This is a genomic window from Burkholderia sp. Bp9031 (genome assembly GCF_003857965.1).
GTDB lineage: Bacteria > Pseudomonadota > Gammaproteobacteria > Burkholderiales > Burkholderiaceae > Burkholderia > Burkholderia ambifaria_A.
In genome coordinates this window covers 26,540-42,632 of the sequence record NZ_QTPW01000046.1, presented here as the reverse complement: position 1 = coordinate 42,632, position 16,093 = coordinate 26,540, and the positions used below count along the sequence as shown (strand labels likewise).

Below are 16,093 nucleotides of genomic sequence, written 5' to 3'. Positions count from 1 at the left end.
CTGTTGCGCTCGCTCGCGAAGGGCGAGGCGATCACGCAGGACACCTCCACCCTCGAGAACCCGGCGATCCTCGAGCAACTCGCCGAAGTGCGCTGATCGCGCCTGTTGCGCACGTTGTGCGTACGAGCCCCTGCGCGGCAATCCCGATTGTCCGCGCAGGGGCTTTTTGCTAAATAACGGCATGACCGTTCCGTCCCGTCCGGCGCCTGCCGCGCCGCCGCCCGTTCCCGAGCCGCTCGCGCGTGCCCATGCGCGCTATTGGCGCTTCAACGTCGTGCTGATCCTGGTGCTGATGGCGATCGGCTTCACCGTGTCGTTCGTCGTGCCGTTCTTCGCGCCCGCGCTCGCGGGTATCCGCTTCGCCGGTTTCAGCCTGCCGTTCTATGTCGGCGCACAGGGCGCGATTCTCGTGTATCTGGTGCTGATCGTCGTGTACATCGGCCTGATGCAGCGCGCGGACCGCACGCTGCGGCGCGCGTACGACGAGTATGCCGCGCACGCGGGCAATGCAGATCATGCCCGCTGATCCATGCTGACGCATCGACTGATTCGCGCGTACGCGCTCTACACGCTCGGCTTTCTCGGGTTCGTGCTGCTGCTGTGGCGCATCGAGCGCGCGACCGGGTCGGGCGTGTGGATCGGTTACGTCTTCCTGTTCGTGCCGATCGCCGTGTATGCGGTGATCGGGCTGCTGTCGCGCACGTCCGATCTCGTCGAATACTACGTGGCCGGGCGGCGCGTGCCGTCCGCGTTCAACGGGATGGCGACGGCGGCCGACTGGCTGTCGGCGGCGTCGTTCATCGGTCTCGCCGGCTCGCTTTACGCGACCGGCTACGATGCGCTCGCATACGTGATGGGGTGGACGGGCGGGTTCTGCCTCGTGGCGTTCCTGCTTGCGCCGTACGTGCGCAAGCTCGCACGCTACACGATTCCCGATTTTCTCGGTACACGCTTTTCGAGCACCGCCGTGCGCGCGCTTGCGGCCGGCGCGGCGATCCTGTGCTCGTTCGTTTATCTGGTCGCGCAGATCCAGGGGATCGGGCTGATCGCGACGCGCTTCATCGGGGTCGACTTTGCGATCGGCATCTTCTGCGGGCTCGCCGGGATTCTCGTGTGCTCGTTTCTCGGTGGCATGCGCGCGGTCACGTGGACGCAGGTCGCGCAGTACATCATCCTGATCAGCGCGATCCTGATTCCCGTGTCGCTGATCGCGATGAAGAACGGGCTCGGGCCGGTGCCGCAGTTCAATTACGGCAAGCTGATGGAGCGCGTGGCGGCGCGCGAGGCGCAGGTGCGCGATGCAGCCGAGGAGCAGCAGGTGCGTGACGCGTATCGCCGGCAGGCCGCAGTCGTCCAGGCGCAACTCGATCGCTTGCCAGGCTCGTATGCGGACGCACGCCGGCAACTCGTCGACCAGCTTGCGGACCTGCGGCGCCACAATGGGCCGCTGCGCGAGATCAACCAGCGCGAGCGTGAGCTGGCCGACTTCCCGCGCGACCCGACGGCGGCGCGCGTGACCTGGAGCCAGGCGCGCGACGACCTGCTGGCACGCGCCGAGCCGCCCGTGCCGATGCACGAGCCGTTTCCCGCCGCGAACGACGACGAGCGCAAGCCGCGCGAGCGGAATTTCCTTGCGCTGCTGTTGTGCCTGTCGCTCGGCACCGCGAGCCTGCCGCACATCCTCACGCGCTACAACACGACGACGTCGGTGGCGTCCGCGCGGCGCTCGGTCGGGTGGACGCTGTTCTTCATCGCGCTCTTCTACTTGAGCGTGCCGGTGCTCGCGGTGATGATCAAGTATGAGATTCTCACCGGCCTCGTCGGGCGACCGATCGCCGAACTGCCCGCATGGGTCACGCAGTGGCATCACTTCGAACCCGACCTGATCAGCATCGTCGAGGTGATTCGGGACGGCATCGTTCACTGGTCGGAGATCCAGATGCAGCCGGACATGGTCGTGCTGGCCGCGCCGGAGATCGCGGGGCTGCCGTATGTCGTGTCGGGGCTGATCGCGGCCGGTGCGCTGGCTGCCGCGCTGTCGACCGCGGACGGATTGCTGCTGACGATCGCGAACGCGTTGTCGCACGACGTCTATTACTGCATGGTCGCGCCGGATGCGTCGAGCCAGCGGCGCGTGACCATCTCGAAGGTGCTGCTGCTTGGTGTCGCATTGTTCGCGTCGTATGTCGCGTCGCTCAATACGGGGAAGATCCTGTTTCTTGTCGGTGCGGCGTTTTCGCTGGCGGCGTCCAGCTTCTTTCCGGTGCTCGTGCTTGGGGTGTTCTGGAAACGCACGACGACGCGCGGTGCGATCGCCGGGATGGTGACGGGGCTTGCGGTGTGCGTGTACTACATCGTGTCGACGTATCCGTATTTCACGCAGCTGACGGGCTTCGTGGGGCGGACGTGGTTCGGGATCGAACCGATCAGTTCAGGCGTGTTCGGCGTGCCGGCGGGGTTTGCGGTGGCGATCGTGGTCAGTCTGGTTGATCGGCAGCCGGATGAATATACGCGGGCGTTGGTGGATTACATTCGGCATCCGTGAGGGAATGTAATCGTGCACGTGGCGTCCTATTCTGTTCGCAAACGTTTCTGCTCGCTACTGTTTGTTTCGTAGAGAGTTATAGTGCTCCGTAATGAATTGAAGGTCTTCGAATAGCAAGGCAATGAAGAAACGGGGGAAGTCATGGAACCAGTGCAGGGGCAAGTCGCGTCTGCGGCGAGTGAAGATCAATCCATTTTCCAGAGTAACTTGCCGCTCTCCGAAAAACTGGAGCGAGCGCGGGTCGAGTTACTCGATTTGTCTGCACGTAACCGCCTGCTCAATGTGCCACGGGGCGCGCGAGGAGGGCGCTTCATCGAAGTCATCGATGAGAAGGTTGGCGAGATATTTCGGTTGCTGGTCCGAGAGGGGAAAACTTTCACTTTTTTGGCGGGGCGTGCCGCAGATACCAAGAATCTTGAATCTGTCGCGGCTAACGAGCTTGTCGCAGAGGGAGCGTCGAAACAACTACTTGTCGAACCCGATGAAATCGAGGAACTAGCCCAGCCAGAAGATGACAGTACGGACGAGCGAGGTGTTTTGCGACGACACGCCGATACACGCCTGCAAACCCGTTTGACCAGCAAGGGTCTCCAGAAGCGTCTCCTGGAACTTTATCTGGATGCACGCACGTTGGAGGAAGAGCAGGGTGTCAACGTACTCTTCTTGGCGATGGGGGCACTGAAGTGGGTCGATCCCAATAATGCAGAGAACATTCGTTACGCGCCGCTTCTGCTGGTCCCCGTTCAGCTTGATCGGGGTAATGCTGGTGAACGTTTCAACCTAAAGGCAAGGCAGGAGGACTTTGCGTCAAACCTTTCGCTCGAAGCTTATCTCGATCGAGTGCATGCGCTCCGTATGCCAGCTTTTGATGCGAGTGACATGTTCGATCCGCTTGACTACATGGAGCTGGTTCGGCAGAGCGTCGAGACAAAGGAAGGGTGGGAGGTATTCCCCGATCAGATGTCCGTGGGATTTTTCTCCTTCGCGAAATTCTTGATGTATCGGGATCTGGATCCAGCTGTTTGGCCGAAGGGTGCCGCGATAGGTGACCACCCTCTGGTCCGCTCGCTGCTGGCGGAGGGTTTTTCCGGCGGCGAGGACCTCGCACATGAGGATGCCAACATCGATGCGTTGGTCCCTCCGTCTGAAATGCTCCATATTTTGGATTGCGATAGCTCGCAGGCGCTGGCGATTCACGAAGTGCGGCGAGGCAAGAATCTAGTCATTCAAGGTCCACCCGGTACAGGTAAGAGCCAGACCATTGCCAACATCATCGCTGCAGCCGTCAAGGACGAGAAGAGCGTGCTTTTTGTGGCCGAAAAGATGGCCGCGTTGGATGTGGTAAAACGCCGCCTCGACGACAAAGGCGTCGGCGATGCTTGCTTGGAATTGCACAGTAACAAAGCGAACAAGCGCGCGGTATTGGATGAGCTGCGGCGCACGTGGGAATTGGGAGCACCCAAGGTTGCGGACCCAGGAAGTCTGTTCACGCGTTTGACCGAGGCGCGCGATAACCTCAACGCCCACGCACAGAAGCTGCACACCATCGATTCGAAATCGGAGCTATCTCCGTTTCAGGTAATTGGGCATTTGGTTCGCTTACGTGAGCAAGGTGAACGGCCTAATGACATTCAACTGGAAAGTCCGGAGCAGTGGGGTAAGGACGGTTTCGCTGCTCGCCAGGATTTGCTGGCAGATTTGGCGAGCCGTGTCATGGAGATTGGGCGGCCGGCCGATCATGCTTGGGTAGGTGTGGGATTGGCGGCGATCTCACCAATGGACGCGGAGCGTTTGGTCGCGCGTGTGCAGCGGCTACTCGAACAGGTCTTGGTGGAGCAGCCGAAGTTCGACGCTGCCGCGGGGCTCCTGGAACTCGAACCGCCGCTTCGTTTGTCCGACGTTCCGCCGATGGTGGAGCTGTTCCAGCGCGTTGCGGCGGCACCCAAGCTATCCGCGTCTGCCTTGGGACACGACGGTTGGAATACCCCAGATCCCATCTTGCATTTGCTCGAACTAGGTCAACGGTATGCGGTACAACGAGAGGCTTTGACCGGCCGAGTTGTCGAGGACGCATGGGACACAAACCTCGATGATACTCTCGGTGCCTTTACGGAACTTCCTGAGACTTTCGGTGCGGAGCAGTTCCAACGCCTTGCCCGGGTATCCGAAGAGTTGCCACGATTGCTGACCGAGGCGGCGGCGCTCGCTCGTCAACTAGGGCGAGAGCCGGGGTCCACGTTTGGAGACTTCCAGACGCTGGCCCGTATCGGTGAGCGAGTGGCGTCCGCGCCACCTGCCAGCCCGGAAACATTCGCGTCGGATCTGTGGGATGGCGGGATCGAGCGTGCCGGAGAGGTCGCTCAAGCCGTTGCCGACTTTGAGGTCGCCAAGGCTGCCATTGGAACTCAACTGACCGAGGCGGCATGGTCCCTCAGCTTGGCGCCTGCACGCGCGACATTGGCATCGCATGGCACGAGCATTTTTCGCTTTTTGAGCGGTGAATGGCGTGCGGCCAATCGATTGATCGGGTCCGTTCTTGCGACACCTAATCAGCCGCTTCTCGTCGTATTGGAACTATTGGATACGCTGGCTAAGGGGCAGGACGCGAAGAAGATTATCGAAACAGAAGACGCTTTGGGACGTAGCGCGTTTGGCGATGATTGGCGTGGGGCGAGATCGCAGTCGGCGCCGCTTTTGGCATTGGTCGAGTGGATGCGGTCCTTGAAAGGACTGGGCGCCGAGCCGCGATTGATCGCCGCACGCAGCCCGGAAAAGGCTGAGGTGGCGGCGCGATCCAAGCAACTCTGGTCTGTCTGTCAGCAGATAGAGCGTGGATTAAAAGAAGTATGGGAGGATCTTCTGGCGGCCCGGGATCAGGTATTTGGCGAAGTAGCAGCGGTGGAGCGTGCCGATTTACGTTCGCTGTTGCAGCTCGCGGTGCGATATACACGTGCGTATTCGGCAGCTGGCACACTAGTTCCTGATGGAGTCTCCAACGTTGGTGAAACCCGTGTCGTCTTGGAGGCTCTGGCTGCCGGACAACGCGATCGCCAAGCTGTGCGCGACGGCTTAATGCGAGGGCAGGCGGCTTTTGATGGTGAATGGCAAGGGGAGCAGTCTAACTGGGCGGCGCTGAAGTCTGCCGCGGACTGGATTGGACAGAACCTAGACATCCGGGCTTTAGCTGGTCGGATCGGCGAGCGAGAGCATCTAGCGTTTCGTGCCGACGCGTTGTCAGCATCACAGGCGATCATCCGGATCGGTTTTAAGGCTTTGGCTGACGAACTGCAATTGGATTTGGAGGCCTCCATTGGCGGCACGATCCTGGATGCAAGACTCGATGTACTGGTCTGGCGGCTGCAACGTTGGAGCGAAGAGCATGAGCAGCTCTTCCGCTGGGTGAACTACCGGGATCGCTCGGCGCGGGCTCGGGCTCAAGGGTGCAGCGATTTGGTGGCGCGCCTGGATGATGGCCGACTTGCACCGGACGCGCTGGCTCGTGCGTTCGAGATGGCCTATTTCGAGGCCACTTATGCGCGCATGGTTCACCTCGAGCCCGATCTTGCTCGATTTGATGGGGCTACCCATGGGCGCATTGTGCAGGAGTTTGTCACCCTGGACAGGCAGCGAATAGTTACCGCGAGCGCTGAAGTAGTGCGAGCGCATTACCAGAACGTTCCACCTCGGGATGGCGGTGCTCTGGGTCCGCTCGGCGTACTCCGGGGCGAGATTCAAAAAAAGAAAGGTCATATATCGCTGCGCAAGCTCGTGGAGAGGGCCGGTCCAGCACTACGGGCGCTCAAGCCTGTATTCATGATGAGTCCGCTGTCTGTAGCGCAGTTTCTTGTGCCGGGCTCGATGGAGTTCGATTTGCTGGTGATGGATGAGGCCAGCCAGATTCAGCCTGTTGACGCCTTGGGTGCGATCGCGCGTTCAAGACAGGTCGTTGTAGTTGGTGATCCAAAGCAGCTCCCGCCTACCGCCTTCTTTGCCAAGATGACCTCGAGCAACGAAGACGAGGATGACGAAGGAGCGACTGCGGTTGCCGATATCGAGAGCATCCTTGGTTTGTTCACGGCTCGTGGTCTACCTACTAGGATGTTGCGTTGGCACTATCGCAGCCGCCATCAGTCATTGATTGCGGTCAGCAATCGTCAGTTCTATGAGAACAAGCTTTATATCGTGCCGAGTCCATATACGGCGCAGGGTGGGAGGGGGCTGCGGTTTCATCATATACACGAAGGTTTGTTCGACGCGGGCAACAAGCGTAATAACTTGATTGAAGCGAAGGCAGTGGCACAGGCGATCGTTGCCCATGCGCGCACATATCCGAAGCTCTCCCTGGGCGTGGCAGCTTTCTCCGCCGCTCAGCGGCGCGCGATCATTGATGAACTTGAACTTCTGCGCCGCGGGTTGTCGCCGGAGGTTGAGGATTTCTTTAAGGCGCATCGTTCGGAACCGTTCTTCGTCAAAAACCTGGAAAACGTCCAGGGTGATGAGCGTGACGTCATCTTTATCTCTGTCGGCTATGGTCGATCTTTGCCTAACGGTCGAGTACCGATGCGTTTTGGTCCGTTGGGTACAGCGGGCGGTGAGCGGCGGTTGAATGTTTTGATTAGTCGCGCCAAGCAGCGATGCGACGTGTTTGCGTCCATGACGGATGAGGATATTGACCCGGCCTATGCAGCGGAGCGGGCGGGGGTCAACGCGTTTCGTATATTCCTCCAATATGCCCGCACGGGGCGCTTGCCGATGGCGGAGGTTACGGGGCGCGACCATGACAGCATTTTCGAAGCGCAGGTGGCCAATGCGCTCCGAACGAGGGGGTATGAAGTTCAGGCGCAAGTGGGCCTGGCTGGTTTCTTCATTGATCTGGCTGTCGTCGACGCTGAGCGACCGGGACGATTCTTGTTGGGTATCGAATGTGATGGTGCTGCTTACCACAGGGCACGCTCAGCTCGAGATCGAGATCGACTGCGACAATCAATCTTGGAGGAGCATGGTTGGACCATCCATCGGATTTGGAGTACGGATTGGTTTCAGCGCCCGACGGAGCAATTAGACGTGTTGATTCGTCGTATTGAGGCTCTCAAGGTTGATTTCGACGAACTGCAGGAAGACGTCGCGCTAACGGAGCAGTTGGATGCTGAGGCACCCTATGTGGAGCGGGAGGCGGTGACCGACGCAGAGGATGCCGCTGGTTTTGCGCCATATGAAGAAGTGACGTTGGTGCGCCCGAGCCATCTCGTCGAAGAACTGCATGAGGCGCCGCAGGGAGCGTTGACGGAATTGGTGGTCCAAGCTGTCCAAGTCGAGGGGCCGGTGCATCGGGACCACATCGTCACTCGGATGCGGGAGGCGTGGGGATTGAAGCGAACCGGCGGCCGAATTGAAGACGTGGTCGGCCGATCCATTGACATTGCAACGAAGACGGGCCGTATCACGCGATCGGGGGAGTTTCTGTCTACGCCTAACAGTGTGCCCGTGCCTCGCGATCGTTCAGGGGTCAATGCCATCGCCCTCCGTCGAGCCGATATGCTGCCGCCAGCGGAGATCGAAGCTGCTGCTCTTCAACTGATTGAAAGGAGTTTTGGTGCGACGCGAGATCAGGTTATTCAGGCCGTGTCGCGTGGATTTGGCATCCGCAATACGAGCAGTCAGGTACGAGGCGTGCTTGAACAGGCGGTCGATGCTTTGATTTCTCGACAGCAATTGAAGGAGGTCGCGGGGGTACTGACCGCCACGGATGAATCGAGGAGATCAACGTAATAGCGAAAGAGACGAAATTTCTGCGTACTGGAGCAATCGCGGGGGAGTAGGTTTATTCCACCGCGGTTCGTCTACGGGAGACATATAGTTTCTGTTTAGTTCGTACGTCAAGGCCAGGGCGTCTGCGAACCCGTCGACGTCGAGCCGCTGAATGGCCATTTGTTAGTCTCGCGAACCTCACGCGTCGTTTCCCGGGTCAGAGGCGGTGGGGTGGCTTAGAAGCGACTTGAAAACGACATTCTTTGGTGCGAGGCCGAACCCGCCACGCCTGCGCACGCTATCGCGGCGCATTGACGTCCATCATTCTGACGGGGCGAAAGGAAATCGCGAGGAAGGTGCTTGCTCTCGACGAGTGTGGTTTGAGCAAGGACAGCCCCGCCGACGATTGGCGGGCTCTTTGGCGGGGGGCAAACGAAAAACGGGCCGAGAGGCCCGTCTTTGCTAGTGTCCTGGCGGAGAGAGGGGGATTCGAACCCCCGATAGGCGATTAACCTATACACGCTTTCCAGGCGTGCGACTTAAACCACTCATCCATCTCTCCGGAAGACCAAGAGTATAGCAAACTCTGGCGGCCGCCCGCCACTCCCTTCGACGATCCACCGAAATCGGTCAGGAACTCCTTACAGCGGCCGCAGCGGCGCGCCCGCCTCGCCTCGAATGCCGACCCCGCGAGCGGGGTAGCGGGGTTCCCCGGTCTGGCGTCGCGTGGCGCGCGGCCCGAGTCTGTTATCTTCCCGGGCATCTCATTGCTTTCCCGCCGATTCTCCATGACTGACCGCATCGTCGCCGCATTCGATTTCGACGGCACCATCACGACCACCGACAGCTTCCGCCATTTCGTCCGCTACGCGGTCGGCACGCCGCGCTTCGCGTGGGCCGGGCTGCGTGCGCTGCCGTGGATCGCCGCGATGAAGGCCGGGCTGCTGTCGCGCGGCGACGCGAAGGCGAAGTTCGCGTGGTTTGCGTTCGGGGCGATCCGCGAGGACGCGCTCGATGCAGTGGCGCTGCGGTTCGTCGACAGCTATCTGCCGAACCTCGTGCGTCCGGACATGCTGGAACGGGTGCGCGAGCATCGCGCGCGCGGACACGAAGTCGTGCTGGTCAGCGCGTCGCCGTCGCTGTATCTGGAGAAGTGGGCGAGGACGGCGGGCATCGACACGGTGCTCGCGACGCGCCTCGCATTCGAGCGCGGCACGTTCACCGGGCGGCTGAACGGCGAGAACTGCTGGGGCCCGCAGAAGGTCGTGCGCTTGCGCGGCTGGTGGGGCAATCAGGCGCCCGGGAAACTGTTCGCGTACGGTGACAGCCGCGGCGACAAGGAAATGGCCGAGCTCGCGAACTGGGCGTGGATTCGCGGGCAGGGGCCGATGCCGCCGATCGGCGACTGATGGATCGACAGCGCCGGCGCCGCTATTACGCGTCGGCCCGCTGCCCGCCGTGCGTGCTGCGAGCCGGACGATACGCGCCCCAGCGATTCGCCCGCTTGAACGTGCCGACGTCGTTGAACCGCACGCCGACCTCACGCAGTGCCGCATGCGCGGTGCGCGCGGTCAGCTGCCGGATGTAGAACGGATCGCGCACGACGAAGTGATGGATCGCGTGCGTGCTGCCGAAGTTGAAGCAGAACAGCTGGAACGGCAGCATCCACCACGGGTTGAGTACCTGGGTCTGCTGGATCACGTTGCGCGAGTCGATGTCGCCGAAGTAATGCATGTTCGAGCTGACGAAATTGATGCAGAAGCTGCGCACGAAGTTCGGCCCGAGCCACACGACCGCAAGGAAATCGACGACGTGCATCACGCGCTCGACGACGGCCGGCACGGTCACCGCATAGCCGAACGCATGCAGCGCGAACAGGCCGGCGTGATAGACGATGAATGCGTGCCACAGCGCGTAGTACGCGTGACCGATCGGCATGTAGGACGACACCTGCTCGACGCGCAATTGCACGCGTTCGGACGCATCCCGCACCGGCTGCGCGGCGACATACTGCTTGACCTTGCGGCGCATCGCATCCGGCCGCAGCACGACGGCGAGCATTCCGTCCGCGATCATCAGCATCCGCTTCACACCCCAGCGCTCGCCGTTGGTGATGCCGAATTCCTCGAGATCCGATTCGCCGCCCGACACCTTGTGGTGATGCAGGTGCATGCGCCGGCGTGTCCACGGGTTGATCGTGCCCGGCCGCGTGAGCCAGCACAGCGCCATCATCAGGTGATAGGCCCACGGCGTCTTCCTGAAGTACATCAGATGGATCAGGTCGTGCTCGAGTTCGTGGATCAGCGACGCGACGAACGCGGCGACCGGCAGCGCGACGTACCATGCGATCGCGCCGCGCGCATACAGCCACGCGATCGCGAGCATCGCGCTCACCGACACGGCCATCACGGTCGCGCCGACGAGGTTCTGGTTGTCGAGCAGCGGAAAGCGCGCGCGGATCGAGTCGCTCGCGGCGTTGACCTCTCGACGGACATACGCGACCTTGTCGGCGTCGTGGAGAAAGACGGTTCGTGCGGGTTGGCTCATCGACCGGAATCCGTGCGGAAAGAGTGGGGTGCAATGCCGATGTGACAAGCATAGGCGTGCCCCGTTGCGCACGCGAGGGCCGCCGGTGCCAATGATGGTGTCATTTCGGGCCGCGATGGCTGGTGCACGAGCGCCCGATGCAGCCTCGTGCGGCTAGAGTGCCGCCGTGGTGTCATTGCGGGCCAGCGACGCTACAATCCGCCGAAACCGCTCCGGAGTCCGCCGCATGGCCCTGTCCGTTCCGGATGCCGCGCGCCAGCTGAACAAGGCGACGGTATCGTCCGCGTATGCACTGTTCATGCTGATGCTCGCCGAGGAGCGCGGCATCGATGGCGGCCGCATTCTCGCCGGCTCGGGCGTCGAGCGCGACCGGCTCGCCCAGCCCGATGCGCGCATCACGCCGCTGCAGCAGGCCGCGATCGTGTTCAACCTGCTCGATGCGACCAACGATCCGTCGATCGCAATCGAGATCGGCCTGCGCAGCAGTCTGACGAAATCCGGGCTGATCGGCTTCGGGCTGATGAGTTGCGCAACGCTCGGCGAGGCGATCGCGCTCGGCATCCGTTATTTGCCGACGCGCGTACCGTTCTTTTCGGTGAGGCTCGCGCAACTCGACGGGATCGTCGACATCGACGTGCTCGAGGCGTTTCCGCTCGGGCGGCTGCGCCAGTTCGCGGTGGAGAACTTCCTGGTCGAGACGGCGATCCTGTTCAACTCGCTGCTCGATCCCGCGCCAGGCCGCACGTTGCAATCGCGTGCGGAGCTGCATTTCGAATGGCCCGAGCCGCCGTGGTTCGAGCGCTATCGGGCGCGGCTGCCGCGCTGTCATTTCGACGCGCGTGCGAACCGTATCCGCTGCGACGCCGCGCTGCTCGACGAGCCGATCGGCACCGCGAACGCGCAGACGGCGCAGATGATCGTCCAGCAATGCGAGGCCGAGCTCGCGCGGCTCGGTTATGCGGAAAGCATCGTCGAGCGCGTGCGCAACCTGCTGATCTGCGGCGAGGCCGGCTATCCATCGGTCGACGCGGTCGCGCGCGAACTTCACGTATCGGCGCGTACGCTGAAACGCAAGCTCGCGGAATTCGGCGCGACCTATTCGGCGCTGCTCGACGAGATCCGGCTGCGCGATGCGCTCCGCTTGCTCGAGGGCACGCGCCTGCCGGTCGACGAGATCGCGGCGCGGGTCGGCTATACCGATCGCGCGAATTTCACGCGGGCGTTCAAGCGCTGGACCGGCGTCGCGCCGAGCGAGCGGCGCTGATTGCGCGCCGGGCGGCGCGGGCAGGTGCCGGCCGTGTGCCGCGACGTCAATCCATCGATCCAGCGGCCATGCGACCGATCAGATCAGACGATCGCAACCCAGTTCGCCCCGCGGCCGCCCGGCACGCGCGCGCGCAATGCCAGCGTGCCGTCGTGCTGCGCGATCGCGTAGACCGACACATGTTCTGACTGTTCGCCGCACGCGACGAGCCAGCGTCCCGACGGATCGATCGCGAAGCCGCGCGGTTGCGTTTCGGTGGCCGTCGCGTGCGCGGGTTCGAAGCAGCCGTGCGCATCGCGGCGATAGCAGAGCAACTGACTCGACGTGCGTTCGCCGACATACGCGAAGCGCTCGTCGGGCGTCAGGTGGAGATCGGCGGCCCACACGGCGGGCTCGGTCGGCGCGGGCGGGCGCGCATGGCCTTGCGCGAGATCGGCGATGGCCGGGTGGCGCGCGCTGATCTGTGCGTCGCCGAGGCGGCCGCTTTCGGCGTCGCGCGCGAAGGTCGCGAGCGTGGCCTGGAACTCGCTGACCGCGACGAGCGCACGGCCGTCGCGCGCGAAGCGCAGGTGGCGCGGCCCGAAGCCGCCCGGCACGCGCGTTTCGCCGTGTTCGAGCGCACGCAGGCCGCCGGCATCCTCGACGAGCGCGAACGTGAAGATCCGGTCGGAGCCGAGCGAGCTGACATACGCGAACCGGTTGTCCGGCGACACGACGACCGCGTGCGCGTTCGCGATGCCGTGCGCGACCTGCAGCGGCGCACCGTCGCCGTCGCGCATGCGGGCGGCGTCGTAGAGGCTCAGCGAATTGCCGCCGTACGACGCGCCGAGCAGCCAGCGGCCGCTGCGGTCGAGCGACAGGTACGCGTGGCTCGCGTCGATCGCGGTTGCACCGATGCGTGCAAGCGCGCCGGTACTCGTCGCGACGCGGAACGCGACGATCGTCGGCTGCTCGCCGCGCGTCGCGACGTACAGCCGCGCGCGATCGGGCTGCACGGCGATGGGCATCGCGACGTCGCCGGCCGGGTAGCGGGTGAGCGGCGCGAGCGCGCCGTCGGGCGCGAGCGAGAACGTGGCGAGGTCGCCGTCGGCGGCATTCGAGACGACGACGGTCAGGCGGTCAGTGTTCGGCATGGCGGAGCATCGCGGTGTTCGTGAAGGACTCGTCGGCCGGCAGGCCGCGCGGCGGATCGCTGCGCCGGTGCGTGCGAGCGAACAGCGCGGCGACCGCGGCGACGAGGGATGCGATCGCGAGCGCATACAGGCCGCCCGTGATCGAACCCGTATGTTGCTTCAGATAGCCGAATGCCGTCGGCGCGACGAAGCCGCCGAGGTTGCCGATCGAGTTGATCAGCGCGATCACGGCCGCGGCCACGCGCGTGTCGAGATAGCCCTGCGGGATCGGCCAGAACAGCGACGACGCGGCCTTGAAGCCGAGCGCGGCGAAGCAGATCGACGCGAACGACCAGACGGGATCGTGCGAGGTCGACGCGAACAGCCCGCACGCGGCGAGCACGAGCGCGAACGACAGCCAGCGCTGCGGATGCTTCCACTTCGCGGACAGCACCGCGAAACCATACATCGCGCCGATCGCGATCATCCACGGAATCGTGTTGTAGAGGCCGACCTGGAAGTCGGTGAGGCCGCCCATCTTGCGGATGATCGTCGGCAGCCAGAAGGTGGCCGCGTAGATCGTCAGCTGGATCGCGAAATACAGGAAGCAGAACAGCATGATCTGCGGGTCGCGCAGCAGCGTGGCGGCCGATACCTGCACCTTCGAGCGCACATCGCGTGTCGCGCGCTCCGCGTCGAGCGCGTTCTGGAGTGCCGCGCGTTCGTCGGCGCTGAGCCACGTCGCGTCGCGAATATGTGATTTCAGCAGCAGCCAGCTTGCGCCGCACAGCGCGACCGAGAACATTCCTTCGATCAGGAACATCCATTGCCAGCCCTGCAGGCCGAAGCCGTGGATCGACAGTAGCGCGCCGGTGACGGGCCCGGACAGCACCGACGCGAACGCGGAACCGCCGAGGAAGATCGCCATCGCCTTGCCGCGTTCCTGCGGCGGCAGCCATTGCGACAGGTACAGCACGACGCCGGGGAAGAAGCCGGCCTCGGCCGCGCCGAGCAGGAAGCGCAACACATAGAACGACGTGTCGTTCCACACGAACGCCATCGCGGCCGCGACGATCCCCCACGTCGCCATGATCCGCGCGAGCCAGATGCGTGCGCCGTAGCGCTGCATCAGCAGGTTCGACGGCACTTCGAACAGCGCGTAGCCGACGAAGAACAGGCCGGCGCCGAGCCCGTACGCGGCCGCGCCGATGCCGATCGACGCTTCGAGGTGGCGATCGACGAAGCCGACGTTCACGCGGTCGATGTAGTTCGCGATGAACATGATCAGCACGAGCGGCAGCACGTGCCATTTCACTTTCGAGATGGCGGACGCGAGCGGGTCGCGGCCGGACAGGGCGGGCGAGGTCAAGGGAGTCTCCGGTCGGACGGCGAACGGGGCGGTGGCCCGCGTCGGCATCGGGGGGATTTAAGTAGTATGTCGTCGTATGACATGGTACGCCTGAGATGACGGCCTGACGTCGCGGGTTTACCCGAAATATGCCCAAATAATGGGGAATATCATGAGGATGGTATCGGAGTCAATCACATCTGATGACGTATGACGTCGGTTGGCAGTCCGCCGGCGCAGGGTGTTGCTCAGTGCTCTGAAGGGATTCGCCCCCAAGGCATTCGGCCGGCTTCCCGCGGCGAGCGCTACGCCATCGACACGACGCTGTTCAGCAGCGTCTTCACGAGTACGGCCTGCCGCGTCGCGCCCGTCTTCGCGAAGATGCCGCGCAGGTGCGCGCGGGCGGTGTTCTTCGTGATGCCGGTCGCGGCGGCCGCTTCGTCGAGCGTCAGGCCGTCGACGAGCAGCAGCGCGATCTCGGTTTCCATCGGCGTGAGCCGGAACAGCCGGTGCAGCATGTCGCGCGAGGTCTGCGGCGACGACGCCGGATCGCGCACGAACACCGCGACGGCCGGCCGGTGCTGGCGGTCCTCCGCGCCGCGATACGGCGCGAGCGGGCGCAGCAGCACGTTCAACGGCATCGCGCCGCCGGGGCGCGACAGCGTGGTGGCCTCGATGCGACCGAGCGCGCCCGCGCGGAAATGCTCGAGCGCGGCCTGCAGCGCCTTCTGCAGCCGGCGCTCGTCGAGCGGGCACGACGCATGAAGCCGTTCCTGGCGCAGGCACAGGCCGTCCTGCTGCTCGATCAGCCGCTCGGCGATGCGGTTGTGCTTGATCACTCGGCCGTCCTCGTCGAGGATCGCGGTGCCGACGTCGAGCCTGTCGACCGTGCCCGCGTACAGCGCGCGCTCGGCGTCGAGCACATCGAGCGCCGCGTGCAGTTCGACCGCGCGCTGCAGGTGCGGCAGCAGCGTCGCGACCTGCGCGCGTTCGGCCGCGTCGAAATCGCGGCCGCGATGCGCGCGGCTCACGAAGAACGCGCACTCGACACCGCGCTCGCCGCGCAGGTTCGCGCCCAGGATGAAGCGCAGGTCGAGCGGCTGCAGGTACTGCCGGTAGAAATCGTGCGAGCACCACCGGGTGGCGCCGAACAGCCCGTCGGCCGTGAACACCTGGCCGGGCGGCTGGTCGAGAAACGGGCACAGTGCGTAGAACTGCTCGCTGTACGATGGCTCGCCGGGCAGCAGCGGGCCATGGGCCGATGCGTTGATGATGAGCCCGCGCCGCGAGCCGCCGGGGTTGCGCAGCACGAGCGTCGTGAAGCTCGCGTCGAGCCGCGCGCGCATCGCTTCCAGGAAGCCCGCCCACGGCGTCGTTTCGGACGGGCCCTGATAGATGAGCCCGAGCCACGCGCTGAGTTCGCGGGCCGTCCATGCCGCGTCGTCGAAACCGTCGTGTGCGGCCGTGTCATCGGGCGCCAGCGCGATCCGCATGCTCGTGTTCTCCTGGGTCGAGGTGAATGCTTCCGG

General features: G+C 63.7%; 9 protein-coding genes and 1 tRNA gene. 5 read left to right on the top strand and 5 right to left on the bottom strand.

Annotation, left to right across the window (positions count from 1 at the left end; genetic code table 11):
• Nucleotides 1-181 precede the first annotated feature (181 nt).
• The 3 genes from DIE15_RS34085 to DIE15_RS34075 all read left to right on the top strand — a co-directional run bounded on the left by DIE15_RS34085 (nucleotide 182) and on the right by DIE15_RS34075 (nucleotide 8,314).
• Nucleotides 182-526, top strand: coding sequence for a DUF4212 domain-containing protein (locus DIE15_RS34085; protein ID WP_057929130.1), 345 nt, complete (start codon nucleotides 182-184; stop codon nucleotides 524-526).
• A gap of 3 nt (nucleotides 527-529) precedes the next feature.
• Nucleotides 530-2,545 (top strand): sodium:solute symporter family protein, encoded by a 2,016-nt coding sequence (locus DIE15_RS34080; RefSeq protein ID WP_057929131.1) that lies wholly within the window; start codon nucleotides 530-532, stop codon nucleotides 2,543-2,545.
• A 141-nt stretch (nucleotides 2,546-2,686) separates the two neighbouring features.
• Nucleotides 2,687-8,314, top strand: a complete 5,628-nt coding sequence (locus tag DIE15_RS34075; RefSeq protein ID WP_124835614.1) for a DUF3320 domain-containing protein — start codon at nucleotides 2,687-2,689, stop codon at nucleotides 8,312-8,314.
• Between the two features lie 450 nt (nucleotides 8,315-8,764).
• On the opposite strand, the gene DIE15_RS34070 is transcribed toward DIE15_RS34075, so the two are convergent.
• A tRNA-Ser gene (locus DIE15_RS34070) sits at nucleotides 8,765-8,855 on the bottom strand.
• A gap of 226 nt (nucleotides 8,856-9,081) precedes the next feature.
• Here DIE15_RS34070 and DIE15_RS34065 point away from each other — a divergent pair.
• A complete protein-coding gene (locus DIE15_RS34065) occupies nucleotides 9,082-9,702 on the top strand; it encodes an HAD family hydrolase (RefSeq protein WP_057929136.1) in 621 nt (206 codons plus the stop codon).
• Nucleotides 9,703-9,727: 25 nt separating this feature from the next.
• Here DIE15_RS34065 and DIE15_RS34060 read toward each other — a convergent pair whose 3' ends face one another.
• Nucleotides 9,728-10,840 (bottom strand): fatty acid desaturase, encoded by a 1,113-nt coding sequence (locus tag DIE15_RS34060; protein WP_124835613.1) that lies wholly within the window; start codon nucleotides 10,838-10,840, stop codon nucleotides 9,728-9,730.
• A gap of 226 nt (nucleotides 10,841-11,066) precedes the next feature.
• Here DIE15_RS34060 and DIE15_RS34055 point away from each other — a divergent pair, with 226 nt between their 5' ends.
• Nucleotides 11,067-12,104 (top strand): AraC family transcriptional regulator, encoded by a 1,038-nt coding sequence (locus DIE15_RS34055; RefSeq protein ID WP_057929137.1) that lies wholly within the window; start codon nucleotides 11,067-11,069, stop codon nucleotides 12,102-12,104.
• Between the two features lie 83 nt (nucleotides 12,105-12,187).
• Here the strand turns inward: DIE15_RS34055 and DIE15_RS34050 are convergent, their stop codons facing one another.
• From DIE15_RS34050 to DIE15_RS34040, 3 genes are all read right to left on the bottom strand, one after another.
• Nucleotides 12,188-13,237 (bottom strand): beta-propeller fold lactonase family protein, encoded by a 1,050-nt coding sequence (locus DIE15_RS34050; RefSeq protein ID WP_124835612.1) that lies wholly within the window; start codon nucleotides 13,235-13,237, stop codon nucleotides 12,188-12,190.
• Nucleotides 13,224-14,633, bottom strand: coding sequence for an MFS transporter (locus tag DIE15_RS34045; RefSeq protein WP_409364327.1), 1,410 nt, complete (start codon nucleotides 14,631-14,633; stop codon nucleotides 13,224-13,226). Before DIE15_RS34045 ends, DIE15_RS34050 begins: the two co-directional genes overlap by 14 nt.
• Nucleotides 14,634-14,869: 236 nt before the next feature.
• Nucleotides 14,870-16,057: a helix-turn-helix transcriptional regulator gene (locus DIE15_RS34040; RefSeq protein WP_124835610.1), complete on the bottom strand. Its 1,188-nt coding sequence runs from the start codon at nucleotides 16,055-16,057 to the stop codon at nucleotides 14,870-14,872.
• Between the last annotated feature and the right edge of the window lie 36 nt (nucleotides 16,058-16,093).

Excerpts from the sequence above, each read along its gene's own strand:
- DIE15_RS34085 (WP_057929130.1), top strand. The coding sequence starts at position 182 with ATGACCGTTCCGTCCCGTCCGGCGCCTGCCGCGCCGCCGCCCGTTCCC.
- DIE15_RS34080 (WP_057929131.1), top strand. The coding sequence starts at position 530 with ATGCTGACGCATCGACTGATTCGCGCGTACGCGCTCTACACGCTCGGC.
- DIE15_RS34075 (WP_124835614.1), top strand. The coding sequence starts at position 2,687 with ATGGAACCAGTGCAGGGGCAAGTCGCGTCTGCGGCGAGTGAAGATCAA.
- DIE15_RS34065 (WP_057929136.1), top strand. The coding sequence starts at position 9,082 with ATGACTGACCGCATCGTCGCCGCATTCGATTTCGACGGCACCATCACG.
- DIE15_RS34060 (WP_124835613.1), bottom strand. The coding sequence starts at position 10,840 with ATGAGCCAACCCGCACGAACCGTCTTTCTCCACGACGCCGACAAGGTC.
- DIE15_RS34055 (WP_057929137.1), top strand. The coding sequence starts at position 11,067 with ATGGCCCTGTCCGTTCCGGATGCCGCGCGCCAGCTGAACAAGGCGACG.
- DIE15_RS34050 (WP_124835612.1), bottom strand. The coding sequence starts at position 13,237 with ATGCCGAACACTGACCGCCTGACCGTCGTCGTCTCGAATGCCGCCGAC.
- DIE15_RS34045 (WP_409364327.1), bottom strand. The coding sequence starts at position 14,633 with ATGCCGACGCGGGCCACCGCCCCGTTCGCCGTCCGACCGGAGACTCCC.
- DIE15_RS34040 (WP_124835610.1), bottom strand. The coding sequence starts at position 16,057 with ATGCGGATCGCGCTGGCGCCCGATGACACGGCCGCACACGACGGTTTC.